General features: G+C 59.4%; 12 protein-coding genes. 6 read left to right on the top strand and 6 right to left on the bottom strand.

Going from position 1 to position 16,049, the window contains the following annotated elements:
• The first annotated feature begins 335 nt into the window (after positions 1-335).
• Positions 336-2,633 carry a PAS domain-containing sensor histidine kinase gene (locus tag HQ945_RS00735; RefSeq protein WP_174207545.1) on the top strand — a complete coding sequence of 766 codons (2,298 nt, stop codon included), beginning with the start codon at positions 336-338 and terminating at the stop codon, positions 2,631-2,633.
• Here the strand turns inward: HQ945_RS00735 and HQ945_RS00730 are convergent.
• From HQ945_RS00730 to HQ945_RS00705, 6 genes are all read right to left on the bottom strand, one after another.
• Positions 2,630-8,197: a trifunctional serine/threonine-protein kinase/ATP-binding protein/sensor histidine kinase gene (locus HQ945_RS00730; RefSeq protein ID WP_343051162.1), complete on the bottom strand. Its 5,568-nt coding sequence runs from the start codon at positions 8,195-8,197 to the stop codon at positions 2,630-2,632. The genes HQ945_RS00735 and HQ945_RS00730 overlap by 4 nt on opposite strands.
• A 137-nt stretch (positions 8,198-8,334) precedes the next feature.
• A complete protein-coding gene (locus HQ945_RS00725; RefSeq protein ID WP_174207543.1) occupies positions 8,335-8,751 on the bottom strand; it encodes a response regulator transcription factor in 417 nt (138 codons plus the stop codon).
• The gene (locus HQ945_RS00720; RefSeq protein WP_246272424.1) at positions 8,735-9,427 is read right to left on the bottom strand and encodes a response regulator transcription factor; all 693 of its coding nucleotides are present in this window, start codon (positions 9,425-9,427) and stop codon (positions 8,735-8,737) included. The genes HQ945_RS00725 and HQ945_RS00720 overlap by 17 nt, the downstream gene beginning before the upstream one ends.
• A 77-nt stretch (positions 9,428-9,504) precedes the next feature.
• Positions 9,505-11,040 carry a tripartite tricarboxylate transporter permease gene (locus tag HQ945_RS00715; RefSeq protein WP_174207542.1) on the bottom strand — a complete coding sequence of 512 codons (1,536 nt, stop codon included), beginning with the start codon at positions 11,038-11,040 and terminating at the stop codon, positions 9,505-9,507.
• 22 nt (positions 11,041-11,062) lie between these two features.
• Entirely contained in the window at positions 11,063-11,518 is a 456-nt protein-coding gene (locus HQ945_RS00710) for a tripartite tricarboxylate transporter TctB family protein (RefSeq protein ID WP_153667429.1), read from the bottom strand.
• A 351-nt stretch (positions 11,519-11,869) separates the two neighbouring features.
• Entirely contained in the window at positions 11,870-12,364 is a 495-nt protein-coding gene (locus tag HQ945_RS00705; RefSeq protein WP_246272417.1) for a VOC family protein, read from the bottom strand.
• 342 nt (positions 12,365-12,706) lie between these two features.
• Between HQ945_RS00705 and HQ945_RS00700 the strand changes: the two genes are divergently transcribed.
• From HQ945_RS00700 to HQ945_RS00680, 5 genes are all read left to right on the top strand, one after another.
• Positions 12,707-13,420 (top strand): SDR family NAD(P)-dependent oxidoreductase, encoded by a 714-nt coding sequence (locus tag HQ945_RS00700; protein ID WP_153667431.1) that lies wholly within the window; start codon positions 12,707-12,709, stop codon positions 13,418-13,420.
• Between the two features lie 69 nt (positions 13,421-13,489).
• The gene (locus HQ945_RS00695) at positions 13,490-14,122 is read left to right on the top strand and encodes a DsbA family protein (protein WP_174207541.1); all 633 of its coding nucleotides are present in this window, start codon (positions 13,490-13,492) and stop codon (positions 14,120-14,122) included.
• Between the two features lie 36 nt (positions 14,123-14,158).
• The gene (locus HQ945_RS00690; protein ID WP_174207540.1) at positions 14,159-14,395 is read left to right on the top strand and encodes a tautomerase family protein; all 237 of its coding nucleotides are present in this window, start codon (positions 14,159-14,161) and stop codon (positions 14,393-14,395) included.
• A 193-nt stretch (positions 14,396-14,588) separates the two neighbouring features.
• A complete protein-coding gene (locus tag HQ945_RS00685; protein WP_174207539.1) occupies positions 14,589-14,981 on the top strand; it encodes a tautomerase family protein in 393 nt (130 codons plus the stop codon).
• Between the two features lie 141 nt (positions 14,982-15,122).
• On the top strand, positions 15,123-15,836 hold the full coding sequence (locus tag HQ945_RS00680; RefSeq protein WP_174207538.1) for a type 1 glutamine amidotransferase domain-containing protein: 714 nt from the start codon (positions 15,123-15,125) through the stop codon (positions 15,834-15,836).
• Positions 15,837-16,049: the final 213 nt, after the last annotated feature.

The following is a 16,049-nucleotide window of genomic DNA, read 5'->3' as shown; positions in this document are numbered from 1 at the left end:
ACGGCCCGAGGCGGATCATTGCTTGATCCGCGCGCTCCGGCGGAGGGGAGGGCGCAGGAGCGTTCGCTGTTTTGCAGCGTGTCGCCTACTGGGAGGCGGAGGCGACGACCAGAGGCTAGTCCCGCCCACTCACCGGCATAAGTGGACTTTGGTATCGCCCGTCATTAAGCGTGTCTACTCGTCGAGAACGAAGGGCTCGGCGACGACTACCTGTGGGTGCTTTACGGTCCGCGTCGCCAACTTAAGCACGCTATGGATTTACGGCCGTTCGGAATGTACTTTTAACGAACGAGCGCGCGGCTGCGCAGGATATCGCGTGGGGGACTTCATCGGAGATGGTAAGCTACGAGATCCTGGTTCTTGAGACCTTGCTCGACACACTTCTAAGCGGGTTAAGCGTCGATCTCGTCGGCGTTCTTCGCAACGAAGGAGTTCGCGACCAATCCTTCGAATTGATGCGCAGTTCACCGGAGTTATCTGCGGACGCCCTGGAGGCGGGCATCGGTCGTCTGCATATTCCCCAGACGGGCATGCTTCCGAAAACTACGATCATTGCCGGCACGACGATCTTCCTCCATGCAACCTTGATCGAGGGGCACGTTTCCCGGACGCTGGTTGTCGGATGCCGACGGCAGGAATTCCCGACGGACGACGAAAGTCGAGTACTTTCCCACGCGCTTCTACAGGCCTCGATCGGTCTGCAGCACGCACGGAAGGACCAGGGCGTCACCTCGCAATCCTTATACAAAGCCGATCTTGAGGAAGTGGTGGATTCCCTTCCGGGCCTCGCCTGGTCGTCAGCTCCGGACGGTTCTGCCGAATACTTCAACGGTCAATTTCTGAGCTACGTCGGCATGAGCGCCGATCAGCTTCGCGGCGTCGGTTGGAGGGCGACGGTGCATCCTGATGACATCGATGGACTGGCTGCGGAATTCCGGCAGATGTTGTCCGAGCTGCGGGGAGGCGAGGCAGAGGCTCGGATGCGTCGCTTCGATGGCGAATACCGCTGGTTCCTTTTCCGTACGAACCCATTGCTCGACAGTTCTGGTGCGTTGGTTCGCTGGTACGGACTGAACATCGATATCGAGGACAGAAAGCGAGCGGCGGACGCCTTAATGGCTAACGAGTTCCATCTGCGGCAGCTTACCGAAACCATCCCGCAGGCGCTATGGAGCGCCACCCCTGACGGAGTCATCGGATATCTTAACAAAAAGGGTCTGACATTCATGGGGGTGGAAACGAAAGATCTTACGGAAGGAACCTGGTGGGCCGATGGCCTTCATCCCGATCAAGTTGAGGCGACAATTGGAACGTGGCTCCGCTCGATCGCCACTGGTGAGCCTTATCAGGTAGAGGTTCTATATAGGCCTCCCGCCAGCAACGACTATCGATGGGCCGACGTAAGGGCGTTGCCGATGCGCGACGAAAACGGCACGATTCTGATGTGGTACGGCAGTCTCATCGACATCCATGATCGTAAAACGGCGCAGGAAGACATGGCCGCCAGCGAGAACAGGCTGCAGCTTATTATCGACACGATACCCGGCATGGTCTGGTCAGCCCTCTCCGACGGAGGAGGTGAATTCGCCAATCGTCATTTCCGGACATACCTCGGCCTGTCAATGGACGACGCTCGGAACTGGGGATGGGCGACGGCGGTCCATCCCGAGGATCTCCCTGACATGATGGAGGCGTGGCGGATCATGGCGGAACGCGTCGAGGCAGGAGAAGTCGAGGCGAGATTGCGCCGTTTCGACGGCGAGTACCGATGGTTCCTGTGCCGTGGCAGCCCACTCGTCGATGCGGCCGGCGACGTGAAATGGTTCGGGATCAACGTCGACATACACGACTGGAAACTCGCACAGGACGAGCTGCGCGAGGCGCAGGCGGAGCTCTCCCACATGACCCGCGTGATGGGCATGGGGCAGCTCACGGCCGCCATAGCCCACGAACTCGCCCAGCCACTTTTCGGGATCGTGACCAACGCCAGCGCGGGTATGGAGATGTTGAGCACCGAACCGCCGAACATCCACGGCGCGAAGGAGACCGTCAGGCGGACGCTCAGAGATGCAAACCGCGCTTCGGACGTTACCGAGCGGCTTCGGGCGATGTACAGCAAAAAGGATCCCGTGGTGGAGTTGGTGGACCTCAATGCCATCGCTCAAGAAGTCATCGGGTTTGCGCACGGCGACCTGCGCAAGAATGGCGTCAGCCTGCGAATGCATCTCTCGGCAGATCTACCGGCGGTTAGAGGCGACCGCATCCAGTTGCAGCAGGTCATCTTCAACTTCATCAAAAACAGCACGGAGGCGATGAACGGGGTTGTCGGTCGTTCGAAGGATCTTGAAATCTCCACAATGCGGGAAGGGCCCAGTCACGTACGCCTGGCAGTCAAGGATGCCGGAGTAGGTTTCGATCGGGGGATTTCCGAGAAGCTGTTCAGCCCGTTTTTCACGACCAAGGCGAATGGAATGGGGGTTGGACTTTCTGTCAGCCGCGCAATCGTCGAGAGCCACAACGGACGTCTATGGGCGGAGCCGAACCAAGCCCACGGAGCGACGTTCGCGTTTTCGATCCCGGCAGACGGAGTCGTCATTCGTGGCACGTTTGAGAACGAGCTGCGTCAGGGCTAACTCCGTGGCTCGGCGGAAATCTCCGGCTCTCCCTCGACGTGACCGCGCGTCGCGTGCCCTCGCGCACCGGCGGAAACCGTGAACTGGAAGATGGCACCCTGTGGGAGCGCCTCGGTCACCCACAGCTTTCCACCGTGTCCTTCGATGATCGAGCGGCAGATTGAGAGTCCCATTCCCAGCCCTTCGGTCTTGGTCGTGTAGAAGGGAGCGAAGATTCGTTCCAAACTCGCCTTATCGACGCCAGGTCCGGAATCCCGAACGGCAACATGGACTTTGCCCGGCGAACTGAGGGCAGTGGTGACAGTTATTTCGGTCCGCTCGACCTCCGCATCTTTAATCGCGTCGATAGCGTTCATGATGAGGTTCAGCACCACCTGCTGCAACTGAACACGGTCGCCCACCACCAGTGGCAGGTTCTGCGCCAGATGACTTTCAATCTGCACGCCGCTCTTCAAAGCGGCCCCGCGCGCCAGGCCGATAATGTCCAATACGACTTCGTTGATATCCAGACCGGTCATCTGCGGCGGAGCGTTCTTGATAAGAGACCGGATCCGATCGAAGACGTCGCCTGCACGACGACCATCGCTCACGACGCGGATGAGCGCCTTCTGCGCTTCGGATATGCGCGGGGGCTGCTCGGACAACCAAAGCATTGCGGTTTCGGCGCTTACGACCACACCTGACAAGGGCTGATTCAGTTCATGGGCGATCGAGGCGGCGAGATGACCCATTGTGGCCACACGGTTGGCGTGCGCCAACTGCAACTGGATTTCATGAAACTGGCGCTCGCTTTCGCGGGCGACTTGCTCTGCGCGCTTTCGGTCCGTGAGGTCTACGATAAACGCGACGCCCTCCGTCCGCTGCCCTTCGAAAACTGCCGCTCCGACCAGGACAGGAACAAGCGTGCCATCCTTACGGACGTATTCCCCTTCGAACGGCGTGGCGACCCCGGTCTCCATCATGTCTTCTAGGATGCGGTCGTCATCGTGGTTCCAATCCCTCGGCATCAGCGTTTTCCAGCGCACCTTGCCGGAATGGAAATCCTCGACCGAATATCCGACGATCTCGAGAAAGGCTTCGTTAGCGTCCGTGATGCGTCCATCGATGTCCCAGGTGAAAATCCCGATGACGTTTGCGTTGAACAGTCGTCGTACCCGTGCTTCCCGTTCTTGCAGATCGCTATAGAGCCGGGTGTTCTCGAGGGAGATGGCCGCCTGCGAGGCGAGAAGTTCCAGGACCACGGCCCGATCCGACGTGAACACATGCGACGCCAGCGTGTTCTCGAGGTAGAGGATTCCGCTGAGAAGCCCCTGTCGGACGAGCGGAAGGGCTAGGGCGGAGCGGGGGGTCCGAAAATTGAAGTAGGAGTCTCCCGTGAAGAGGTGGTGCTCCCTGGCATCGTCGAGGATCACGCTCTCCTGCGTTCTCATGACATAGCGAACGAGGGTTTCAGGAGCTGCAGTCTTCGCGTTCGCGTAGTGCAGGACGATGTCGTCCCCATCGGTTCGCGCCTCCACCTCTATACGGTAGTCAGTATCCTCCGCCAGGATCAGCAGACCCCGATCCGCGCCGGCGTTCTGTAACGCGATCGTCATCAGGCGCTCGATCAGCCGCGGCAGGAGGATCTCGCTTGAAAGAGCCTGAGAAGCGCCGACGATCGCTGCGATATCCAGTTGTCTGCCGGGAGGAGAGTTGATCTTGGTGCCGAGAGGGCTGGCAATGCCGAGCTTCGAATGGCGTGCCTCGAGGCGTCGAACCTTCCCCTCGGCGCCCCACCGCAGATAGCCTTCGCGAGCTTTTAGCAGATACAAGTCGGCGATGTCTTCGAAGCCGCGGGCAAGATAGAACTTGGAGGCACGTTCAAGAGCCAGCGCCTCGTTCTGAATAAATCCGTTGTCGCGTGACGACTGGATCGACAGCTCGTAGAAACGCTCAGAATCGAGGTGACGTCCATCGAGGTGCGCGAGCCCTGCGTCGACAAGCGCAAGTCGGTTCTCAAAATTCTGCGGGCAGTTTTCGCTCCAGACCGCAAGCTGCTTTCTGTGTACCGCGAGCTCCTCGAGATGGGTCGTCTTCCGCTCGGACGTCACGTCCGCCTCGATCGCTCCAAGATGTGCGATGGCGGAGTAGAAATGGTAGTCGGCCTGCTCGATGAAGGCCGACGTGGTCCAGAGCAGGGACTTTGCTTTCGCGGCGGATTCCAGCGCCATTGAAAAGTCTTCGTTCAGAACGCAGAGCTGAACCTTCCGTATCCAGTAGCGGCATGCGGCTAGGACTAGGCTACGATCAGCGTCGAGGCGCTCCTCGAAAGTCTTTTGATCGAACAGCGTGCCGTTGGCGTCCGTGTAGTCGGACTCCAAACCCCTAAGCGACCGAACGAGAGATCGTTGCCCCCTAAGGCTCTCCACGACCGCGCCGAACTCGGACTTGCTTGCAAAATCCACTCCTTCGACAGCGACCGTTTCAGCCTCCTGCAACGTGTCGCCGCAGAAAAGCGAATAGATGACCGAGTGATTGCAGCAATATCCGGCGAAAGCGAGGTCGCCGATCTTCAGGGCCTCGTCGAAAGCCTGCCGGATGAAGGGCCGACCAAAGCGGACGTGCTGCGACCACGGGCTGATACGGGTGCCGAAGTTTAGAAAGACGCGGGCGCCGAATTCGCTCGCTCCCAGCTCCTCCAACAGGGCGAGACTGAGCTGCCCGAACCGTAGCGCCGTAGCGTAGTCGCCGAAATAAGAGGTGAGAACGAGACCCAGCCAGACGTAGCCGCAGCATGACGCGCCACTATTGCCCTGCTCGAGGCTCAGCACCACCATCCGCGCGATCATCAGACGATGGAGCTTTGGATCCACGTTCACCGCCGTAGGGACAAGTCTGGTGAGTACGTCGAGCGTCGCCCGAGTAGCATCGTCCGTCATCAAGGGGAGGCTTATCAGCTCCTCGATCTCTCTGCCCCCGAGCTCCTGCCAGATCAACGCGAATTCACCGCGAACGTCCTCGTCAGTCGGGACCTGGGGCCAGACTTGTCCGATATTCCGGAGAAATTCGAGGCCGACCTCCACCGCCCTCTCGGGCCTGACGAGGATCGTATAGAGGTCGACTGTCTGGCAGGTGACGGCGGCTTGGTCGGCAAGCCCTGCCGCTCTCTGCGACAGCGCAGATAGCCGTTTCTCCGCCGACGCCAGCTCACCGGTGAGGTATTCGCACTCGGCGATATGAAGCTCCAGTTCGAAGGCGAGGCGGTAGCGTCGTGTCCAGCAATCCTGGACCAGCAGTGCTCGCCCCGCCGAGAAGTACTTCAATGCCGACGGATAGGCGGCGGCATTCTTAGCGCGCCTTCCTGCGATCAGATTGAGTTCTGCTATCTGATCACGCTCGTCCGTCGATCCTAGCGAATCGATGTTTCCGTTGAATTGAGCTACGATGTCGAAGACCCGTTCTTCGAGCCTTTCGCGCGGGGTCACCGCCAGAAGCACCCGTCCGATGCGGAGATGAGCGGAGGCCTGCTCATCTTCAGGGATCAAGGAATATACGGCCTCCTGGACCCGGTCATGCTGGAAGGCGTAGGAGTTTCCCAGCCGGAGGATTAGCCCGGTCTCAACCGCCTCGCGCAGGTTCTCTTGCAGTTTCCCCTGAGTGATCTCGCAGATCGTCGCCAGCAGCGAGATATCCGCACTCGCACCCACACAGGCAAGCTGGCGCAGCGCCGCGAGGCAGGCGTCTCCCAGACGATTGAGCTTCAAGACCATCAGGTCGACGACGTTGTCGCTGTATCCTTTCGCGTGGATGCGTTCGATGTTCCACGACCATCCCAAGTTGACATGATCGAAACTCAGGAGGTGCTCGTCCGCGAGGGCCTGCAGAAACTGAATGGAGAAGAAGGGGTTTCCTGCCGTCTTCTCGTGAACCAATCGCGCGAGAGAGTGGGCGCGTTGAATGTCGCAGTGCAGAGTGTCGGAAACTAGCTGGCCCAGGTCTTCGGGCGAAAGCGGCTGAAGCTCGATTTCGGTTACCACGGAGCCCTTATCCCGGATCGATCCGAGCTTACGCGCCAGGGGGTGAGAGGTGTCGACTTCGTTGTCTCTGAAGGTGCCGATCAAAAGCAGATGCCGTATCTCGGACCGGAGGATTAGATCTTCTACGAGATCGAGCGAGGCGGCGTCGATCCATTGAAGATCGTCGAGGAACATCACCAGAGGATGCCCCGGTCTTGCAAACGCGCCGATAAAACGCCGGAGCACGTTTTGAAACCTCCGCCGAGCGTCCGCCGGACCCAGTTCCGCCAATGGCGGCTGGGCTCCAACAACGAGCCGCAATTCCGGAATGAGCTCGACGATGAGCGAGCCGTTCGCCCCCAGAGCATCAAGGAGCAAATCTCGCCATTCCTGAAGCTCCGTCTCGCTCTTGCCCAGTATCTGCCGAATTGGACTCCGAAAAGCCTGTGCGAGCGTCGCATAAGGTATGTCGCGCATGAACTGGTCGAATTTGCCGGTGACGAATATCGATCTGGACGGCACCGCCAATTTGTGAAGCTCGTTCACCGCGGACGATTTGCCGATGCCGGAGTATCCCGAGACAAGCGCCAGTTCCGTCACGCCGGTATCGACTACGCGATTGAAAGCCCCCAGCAGGGTGGTCATCTCGCGGGCCCGGCCGTACAGCTTCTCGGGAACTACCAAACGGTCCGGAACATCGTGGCGGGCAAGAGGGAAGATACCAATGCGCCCATGCGCCTGCAATTCGGAAAGGCAAAGTCGAAGATCATGCTCGACGCCCGTCGCGGTCTGGTACCGTTCCTCGGCAGTCTTCGCGAGAAGCTTCATGACCAACCTTGAAACGGCCTCCGGAACCGCACCGAGGCGTTCGTGCGGCGGCGTCGGCCTTCGTGCTATATGGCAATGGACCCATTCGACGGGGTCGGATGCAGTGAACGGAAGGGACGCGGTCAGCATTTCGTAGAATGTTACGCCGAGGGAGTAGAGGTCGCTCCGCGAGTCGATCGACCGGTTCATCCGGCCTGTCTGTTCGGGTGCAATATAAGGAAGGGTGCCGACGATGGCTTCCGGCGGTAGGTTGACATTGCGTTCGCGGGACGTCCGCGCTGCGATCCCGAACCCGGTTAACCAGGTCTCGTCCGATGCTTGGTCGATTAGGAAGTTCGCCGGATTAAGGTCCTTGTGAATTAACCCGGTAGCATGAAGCGCCGCGACAGATTGCGTCATGGCAATGGCGAGTCGAAGAAACCTCTGGAGGTCCATCGGGCCGCTGACGACACGGTGAAGTGGTTCCGCGCCTGGATCGGCGAGAACAAGCATGGTGCGACCATTTTCTCGTATAAGTTCAAGCGGCCTGACCGCCCAGGGAGCGTCAAGATGGTTCCTCAGGTCGAACTCGTTGGTGAGGCGGTCGAGACTTGCAGCGGACGGTTCCTCGCGAGCAGGCGTCACGACGATAACTGGACGATTTGCGCCATCCGGTTGGTTGCGAGAACCCCTGAATACGACGCGCTGTCCATCCTCCCACAGCACCTGCTGCAGGGTTATATCGGCAGCACGTCCGGCCACGTTTAGCTCCATCTCTCCTGCCTTCCTTCGAACCTCCACAAGGGGAGCGGCTTGTGCCCGCCCAACTTCGCGATAGCGAGAAGCAGGCGACTATGTTCCTCCTCTCCGGGCGGGTCAATTCGTCCAAAGGGAACACCTCACGCCGTTTCGGGAGCGATCGCCGATCGTATGCATTCGATGAGGACTTTGGTGTCGAATGGCTTGCGGAGGTAGCAGATGATGCCCGCCGACAACGCGCGCGCCTTCGCTTCGTCGTTCGGGTAGGCGGTGATGAGAATGGTCGGAACATGGTGACCCATGGCGAGCAGGCGGAGGTGAAGCTCGAAGCCTGTCATTCCTGGCATTTGTACGTCCGACACGATGCACGCAAAATTTGCGAAGTTCGGCGATATGAGAAACTCGGACGCGGCCGTGAATGTCGCGACGTCAAACTCCAGCCACTGCATCAGCCCAGCCAGACCTTCCCGGATAGATTCATCATCATCGATGATGGCGATGGAGACTTTCGACTTCTGCGGAAATATCGTGCGTTTTCCCCTAGAACTGTTGTTCATCGTCGCCCTGTCGCTCCGTTGGCGAAAGGTTGAGGGACCAGGTCATCGTCACGAGATCGGCCAGCGAACGCGCATGCATTTTCTGCATCACGCGTCCGCGATGCGCTTTTACGGTGATTTCCGTTATGCCGAGTTGCAACCCCACCTGTTTGTTCAGCATCCCCGCCGAGACCAGCGCCATGACCTCTCTCTCTCGCGGGGTGAGCGTTTTATAACGGGTCTTAAGGATAGCGTCGGCAGCATCGAGTTCGCGCTGTTCCTGACTACGGTCGAGCGCGCTTCGCATTGCGGTGAGAAGAGCCTCCTGGCTCAATGGCTTGACGAGGAACTCGACCGCACCTGCTTTCATCGCCTTCACCGTCACCGGAATGTCGCCATTCCCGGTGATGAAGATTATCGGCATGTCGGAGCGAATAGCCCCGATCCTTTGCTGCAGCTCCAGTCCGTTCAGATCGGGGAGCCCGACGTCGAGCAAAAGGCAGCTAGGTCCGGCGGCTGGCGGCGTCGATAGAAACTCATGGGCGGTCTCGAACGTCTCGCAACGCCAGCCTGCATACTCCACCAGTGCTTCCAGCGACTCTCGCACCGAAGGGTCGTCGTCCACGATGAACACTGTTGGCGTGGTTAGCGGCATGGAGAGTGTTCTAGCATCAAAATTAGAAACGAGCGCAAGCATCCCAAAATCTCCCTCGTCGGACGCCCAGAACTAAATGCCGTGAGATTGCGTCATATTGGTCCGGTAGGTCGAGTATACTAAGGTGTCGGGTCCCCACCGCCGGCATGCCAGTCCGCACTTGTGGCCTTCGGCCGTCTACGCATACTGACTGCGGCCGGAACTGAGATCGCGAGCAGAATTGCAGCCGTAATGACCAAAAGGGCCACGCTGATGGGGCGCTCCACGAACACCATTGGATTTCCATTGGAGGATTGCAGGGCCTGCCGTAGGCTACGCTCGAAGAGGGGCCCGAGAACGAGACCGAGAAGCAAGGGTCCCGTCTCGCATCGCGCCATCTTCAGGACGTACCCGATCGCAGCGAAGACCATCACCATGACGACGTCGGATGCCCGACTATTGAGGCTATAGACCCCGATGCAGCAGAACAGCAGGATCGCCGGATAGAGCAGTCTGTAGGGCATCTTGAACAACCGGACCCAGAGACCGACGAGCGGCAGGTTGATCACAAGCAGCAAGATGTTGCCGACCCACATGGATGCCACCAGTCCCCAGAAGATATCCGGTTGGGCCTCTATGATAGATGGTTCGGGCGAAACGCCATGCATCGTCATCGCGGCGAGTATCATAGCCATCACAGAATTGGACGGGATGCCGAGCGTCAGGAGCGGGATGAATGCGGACTGCGAGGCAGCATTGTTCGCGGATTCTGGACCTGCCACCCCGGCGATCGCCCCCTGCCCAAATTGCTCAGGAGTTTTCGAAATCTTTTTTTCGACCGAATAAGAGCTGAAGGCACCGAGCGTCGCTCCTCCGCCGGGTAGGACGCCTAGCACCGTTCCCAGCACGGTGCCCCGGACCATTGCCCCCAAGCTATCCTGGAGTTCTTGCCTTGTCGGCCAGAGGGGACCAACGACGGCTCGCGCGACTTTGACTTCGGATCTGCCGCCCAGATTGCTGGCTATCTCCGCGACGCCGAAGAGGCCGACGGTCACCACCACAAAGTCGATGCCATTCGCGAGGGAAGGAATCCCCAAGGTCAGGCGCGCGCCGCCATCTGCAACGGTGCCGACCATTGCCAGCAGGAGGCCGACGCAGACCATGCCACTGGCCTTGAGGAGCGAGCCGCGAGCCAGCACCATTGCGGCCAGCAAGCCGAGGACACACAACCACACATATGCCGGGGGGCCGAACGAGAGAGCGACGGTAGAAAGCGCGGGCGCTGCTACCGCCAGTGCGAGAGCTGACGTCGTTCCCGCGAAGAAGGATCCCAACGCCGAGATCGCGAGCGCCGCGCCGGCGCGTCCCTGGCGGGCCATCTGGTATCCTTCGATAGTTGTTGCCGCCGAAGACGGCTCGCCAGGGAGGTTGATCAGAATTGCCGTCGTCGATCCGCTATATTGAGAGCCGTAGTAAATCGCAGAGAGCATTACGATGGCGGCGAGTGGGGGCAGGGAGGTCGTGAGCGGCAGGAGGATCGCCATCGTCGCCGTCGGCCCGATGCCGGGCAGAATCCCGATGATCGTTCCAAGCATGGCTCCCACAAAACAGAATAGCAGGTTCGAAGGGGACAACGCCTCGGAAAAGCCGAATATCAGGAAATGAAAAACATCCACGTGCGAGATCCCCGCGGTCGAGTTAAAACGGTAAGATCGACAACTTCACGCCGAGGCCCCAGACGAAGACAAGGGCGCCCGCAACGGTGAGGATCAACGTCGAGGTTACGACTTCCCTCCATCGTGACTCCCGATCGGCAAGGCTGGCGGTCACGAGGAGCCACGCCGACGAAATCACGAAGCCGAAGTTCTCGGCCAGGATGGCGAACCCAACGACGGCGATGGAGAGGACGAGAAGTGGTTTGACGTTCCAATGGCCAGTTGTCAGCAAGTTCTTCGACAGTGCCTTTCCAACCACGACCGCCCCGATCAGGATCAGAAAACCGCACGTAACGTCGGGCAGATAGCCAGCTCCCATCCGGGCAGCAGTGCCGAACGTCAAGTCGCGAGCCGCCCAGAGCCCAAGTCCTCCCAGCCCGATCATCAACGCGCCTGCGAGGAGATCGGGATAGTCGCCTGTTTTGTGGGAAGATCTCATGCTGGCACCTCTCAGACAGTGACTTCCATTCCGCGCAAGTAAGGCATTCCAGCGTCGACGTGGTGACCCCGCGCACCCCAGGAGAGCTGTTTCATCTCTCGGCGTTCATCGCAAGGCCGTTCATGCGAAACGTGGTCACCCGAGTTACGACGATCGCGACTGATCGATCGATAGAGGGTTATCGACGCAAAACTAACTATCTCCACTTCGTCGTCTCTTGGAAGTGTAGTGGAGACGACGAACCAAGTGCAGTCAAGCGTCCACCGGAAAGAACGGTGGATCCGCTTAAACCGCTTTCAGACCTGCCCGATCTGTGGTGGGTGACGGCATGCCGAGCCGGATGCGGACCATTCACCTGGCAGATCCCCATACCGCCTCGTGAAGCTGCGTCGTGAAGCTCCTGTCGGTACGGCTACCAGGTAGACGCGCCGTCACCTCCTGCAACGTCCATCCGTTGCCATCGGGATCTTCGAACGTGACATATGAGGCGTAGCTCTTCCTTTCGGGATTCGGTCCCTTGGCAATTCCCTCGCCGCTGGAGTGATGGAAGATCCCGCCGACGTCGTGAAAGGGTTCGCTGACCTTCACGCCGCGTCGTACGAGGTCGTCGCGCGCGGCAACAACGTCGGACACCACGAGGTGCATGCCCTGCGCGGAGCCCGGCGACGCCGTCGTGATGTTCTGACCGAACATCACCGAGCCTCCGGAGCCAGCCGGGGTCAACTGAACGATGCGATAGTCGTCGCCCGTAGCGTGGTCTATGTCGAGGTGCCAGCCGAGGCTTTCGTAAAATCTTCTAGCACGATCCACGTCGGAGACCGGGATCACGAGGAGTTCGAGATTCATGCTGGTCGGGCTTGTGGCTGTTGTACTAGCCGGAGGTTTCGAATGCAGCGTGGCGTCGGTCATGGTCGGCTCCTGTTGTTGTTACCGTAGACTACCGCGTCGATCTCGGACCGATATTGTCCGAAGGTGTGCCCAACACTTTAGTATCGTACGTCCGAGCTGAATGCGGGCTCGTCGGAGACAACGTCAGCCAAAACCCACGATTATCCCGAAAAACGGCGGACTGAATGCCGCTGCCCAGCAATTCTCCCGATGATCGAGAGCATCTAAATCAGTAGCACCGACGCCGAGGGCGTAGGGCGGCCCGGATAAGGACCGCTGCAATTGAAAGGATGTAATATCATGAGCAATCAGCAGAAGGTCGCCGTCGTCACCGGTGCATCGCAGGGCATTGGTGAAGGTCTGGTACGCGCCTACCGCGCGCGGAACTACCGAGTCGTCGCCACCTCGCGTTCAATCAAGCAAGGGTCCGACGACGGCGTACATGCCGTGGCGGGCGACATCTCCAACGCCGAGACCGCAGAGCGCGTCGTCCGCGAGGCGATCGACCGTTTCGGTCGGATCGACACGTTGGTGAACAACGCGGGCGTGTTCACTGCCAAGCCGTTCGTCGACTTCACTCAGGAAGATTACGACCTGAACTTCAGTGTGAACGTTTCGGGCTTCTTCCACATCACGCAGCGGGCTGCGAGGGAGATGCTCAAGCAGGGTTCCGGCCATATCGTCAGCATCACGACCAGCCTTGTGAACCAGCCGGTGTCGACCGTCCCCACGGCCCTTGCTTCGCTTACGAAGGGCGGCCTGAACGCCGTCACTAAGGAACTGGCGATCGAGTTCGCCAAGACGGGCGTCCGGGTGAACGCCGTGTCACCTGGCATCATCAAGACCCCGATGCATGCTCCCGAGACCCACGAGTTCCTCTCCGGGCTGCATCCCGTCGGCCACATGGGCGAGATCAGCGACATCGTCGACGCCGTGATCTACCTTGAGGGCGCTAGCTTCGTCACTGGTGAAATCCTCCATGTTGACGGTGGCCAGAACGCCGGCCGCTGGTAGGTCGCACGCATCACGCGGTCTCGTGGCGTGGATACGCCGCGAGACCGCAGGCGAGTGAAAGGAAAGACAATGGAACTTGTACTAGCCGCCGATCCGATGTGCTCGTGGTGCTATGGATTCGGCAAACAGATGGGGCTGCTGCTTGAGCGGCGTCCGGACCTATCCCTGAAGATCATCCTCGGCGGACTACGCGCTGGCGCGACCGACGTTCTCGACGACGCCGGAAAGCAGTTCAGACTGCACCACTGGGGAAAGGTCGAGGAGGCCAGCGGCGTACCCTTCAACCGGGAAGGCCTTCTCGCCAGGAGAGGCTTTGTCTATGACACCGAGCCCGTGTGCCGTGCGGTGGTAACCGCCCGCGTTCTCAGGTCCGAAGCTGACCTTCTCGGCGTTTTTCGAGCATTCCAGCATGCCTTCTACGTCGACGCCCTCGACACGACGGATGGAGCCGTACTGGCTGAGACCGGTTCTCGCGCGCTCGCCGAACTCGGTCATCCCGTCAGCTCGGAGGAATTCCTGGCAGAATGGAATAAGCGCAGTACGATCGAAGAAGCCGCGACGGACTTCGCAACGGTGCGGGCAATGGGTGTTTCAAGCTTTCCGACCTTGTTCTTGAACAAGGGTGGAACTCTCAGCAAAGTCGGCGCTGGGTATGCTCATGTCGACGAACTTGAGAAGCACCTCGCTGCAATGGCCGCCTAGCCAATCAATGAGGCTATCGAACAAGGAGAATAGGAAATGCCCATAGTCACCGTACAAGTAACCCGTGAAGGCACGACCCCTGATCGCACCTCGGTAACTCCCGAGGAGAAAGCCGCAATCATCGCCGGCGTCAGCCAGGTCATGCTCGACGTCCTCAACAAGCCGCTGGAATCGACTTACGTGGTGATCGAGGAAGTCGACCTGGACAACTGGGGCTGGGGCGGCCTTCCAACCGTCCAATACCGAAAGAAGAAGGCCGAAGGAAAAGCCTGACCCTCAAGTGACTCCCCGGGAGAATGCAGGCCGCCAGTGATCACCGGCGGCTTGTGTTTTTCGGCACCGACCGATCCCAATGTGCTTCGGCTATCATTTCCGCGACTGTGCGGCGGATACCATCGTGCAATAGCTTTGATTGTTCAAGGACGATAGTTCTCGGGAGCCGTGTTCGGTAACTTTGGAGACGCCAATGCCCCTCGTCAAAATCCATGTCCTGAAAGGTCGTTCTCCGCAGGAGGTCGCCGTCTTGCTTGACACCATCCACGACGTCGTCGTGGCGTCTTTCGGGGTTCCCCTGAGAGATCGGTACCAGATACTTCAAGAGCACGAGGGATCGCATATTCGCGCGCTCGACACCGGGCTCGATATCACTAGGACCGAGAAATTCCTGCTGCTTGAAATCACCAGCCGTCCGAGGCCACGAGATGCCAAGGTTGCATTCTATTTAAGCCTAACGAGCGCGCTTCAGGCTCGCTGCAACGTACCGCCATCCGACGTGATGGTCTCTTTGCATATCAACTCGGATGAAGATTGGTCGTTCGGCATGGGTAACGCTCAGTTCCTGACAGGCGAGCTCCGATAGGCACAGACGCTCTGGTCTGATTCACCAACACCAAGGTATCGGCGATACTAAGGTGCACATGCAAAGACAGCCGATCCGCGACATGCTTCCGGTCGTGCAGCCGACCGGTTGCGAATCCAGGCAAGTGGAAGGAGCCTAAACATGAAGATCCTCATGGTATTCACCTCGCATGACATCCTCGGAAGCACGGGACGCAAGACTGGCTTCTGGCTGGAGGAAGGCGCCGCACCGTACTACGTCTTCCGTGACGCAGGCGTCGACTTGACGCTCGCGTCCCCCAAAGGCGGTCAACCTCCGATCGATCCGAAGAGCGATCTGCCGGAAAATCAGACGCCGGCCATGACGCGTTTCAAGGCCGACGAGGCTGCGCAGAAGGTATTTGCGAGCACCAGGAAGCTGAGCGAAGTCCGTTCCAAAGATTTCGACGCCGTCTTCTATCCGGGCGGTCATGGACCCATGTGGGACCTCGTCGACAATCCGGACTCCATCAAGCTGATCGAGTCCTTCTACAACTCCGGCAAGCCGGTGGCGGCAGTCTGCCACGCGCCGGCCGTGCTTCACCGCGTCACGTATAAAGGCGCGCCGATCGTCAAAGGGAAGCGGGTGACAGGCTTTACCAACGACGAGGAGGAAGAAGTGCAACTGACGAAGGTCGTTCCTTTCTTGGTTGAGGACGAGCTCAAACGTCTCGGCGGTATCTATGAGAAGAAGGCGAACTGGGAAAGCTTCGCTATCACCGACGGCAAGTTGATCACCGGCCAGAACCCGGCATCTTCCACCGCGGGAGCGCAGGCGCTTGTCGAGCTTCTCACCACCGTGCAAGCCGCGCGGCCGTCGCCTAGCGTGGGCCACTGAGAAGCGGAAAAGAGGCCGCTTGTCCGCGGCCTCTCAATATCCGGTCACGCTGGAAGACGGCCGTTTCGTTTTTGGGAACGCAAGGAATTCGAGATGGTTACCTGCGCGAAGTTGGGACAATACGGTCGCAGCCCGGTCTAGCATCTGTAGTCGTATGTACGGAGTCGTAGTTGGAGCGGTGAAGAGGGCTGCCTTAGAGCAATTTCTGAAGCT

The organism is Phyllobacterium pellucidum (genome assembly GCF_013327855.1).
Lineage (GTDB): Bacteria > Pseudomonadota > Alphaproteobacteria > Rhizobiales > Rhizobiaceae > Phyllobacterium > Phyllobacterium pellucidum.
This window is presented reverse-complemented; position numbering and strand designations above follow the sequence as displayed.

Excerpts from the sequence above, each read along its gene's own strand:
- HQ945_RS00720 (WP_246272424.1), bottom strand. The coding sequence starts at position 9,427 with ATGCTTGCGCTCGTTTCTAATTTTGATGCTAGAACACTCTCCATGCCG.
- HQ945_RS00710 (WP_153667429.1), bottom strand. The coding sequence starts at position 11,518 with ATGAGATCTTCCCACAAAACAGGCGACTATCCCGATCTCCTCGCAGGC.
- HQ945_RS00725 (WP_174207543.1), bottom strand. The coding sequence starts at position 8,751 with ATGAACAACAGTTCTAGGGGAAAACGCACGATATTTCCGCAGAAGTCG.
- HQ945_RS00695 (WP_174207541.1), top strand. The coding sequence starts at position 13,490 with ATGGAACTTGTACTAGCCGCCGATCCGATGTGCTCGTGGTGCTATGGA.
- HQ945_RS00735 (WP_174207545.1), top strand. The coding sequence starts at position 336 with ATGGTAAGCTACGAGATCCTGGTTCTTGAGACCTTGCTCGACACACTT.
- HQ945_RS00700 (WP_153667431.1), top strand. The coding sequence starts at position 12,707 with ATGAGCAATCAGCAGAAGGTCGCCGTCGTCACCGGTGCATCGCAGGGC.
- HQ945_RS00705 (WP_246272417.1), bottom strand. The coding sequence starts at position 12,364 with ATGAATCTCGAACTCCTCGTGATCCCGGTCTCCGACGTGGATCGTGCT.
- HQ945_RS00690 (WP_174207540.1), top strand. The coding sequence starts at position 14,159 with ATGCCCATAGTCACCGTACAAGTAACCCGTGAAGGCACGACCCCTGAT.
- HQ945_RS00680 (WP_174207538.1), top strand. The coding sequence starts at position 15,123 with ATGAAGATCCTCATGGTATTCACCTCGCATGACATCCTCGGAAGCACG.
- HQ945_RS00685 (WP_174207539.1), top strand. The coding sequence starts at position 14,589 with ATGCCCCTCGTCAAAATCCATGTCCTGAAAGGTCGTTCTCCGCAGGAG.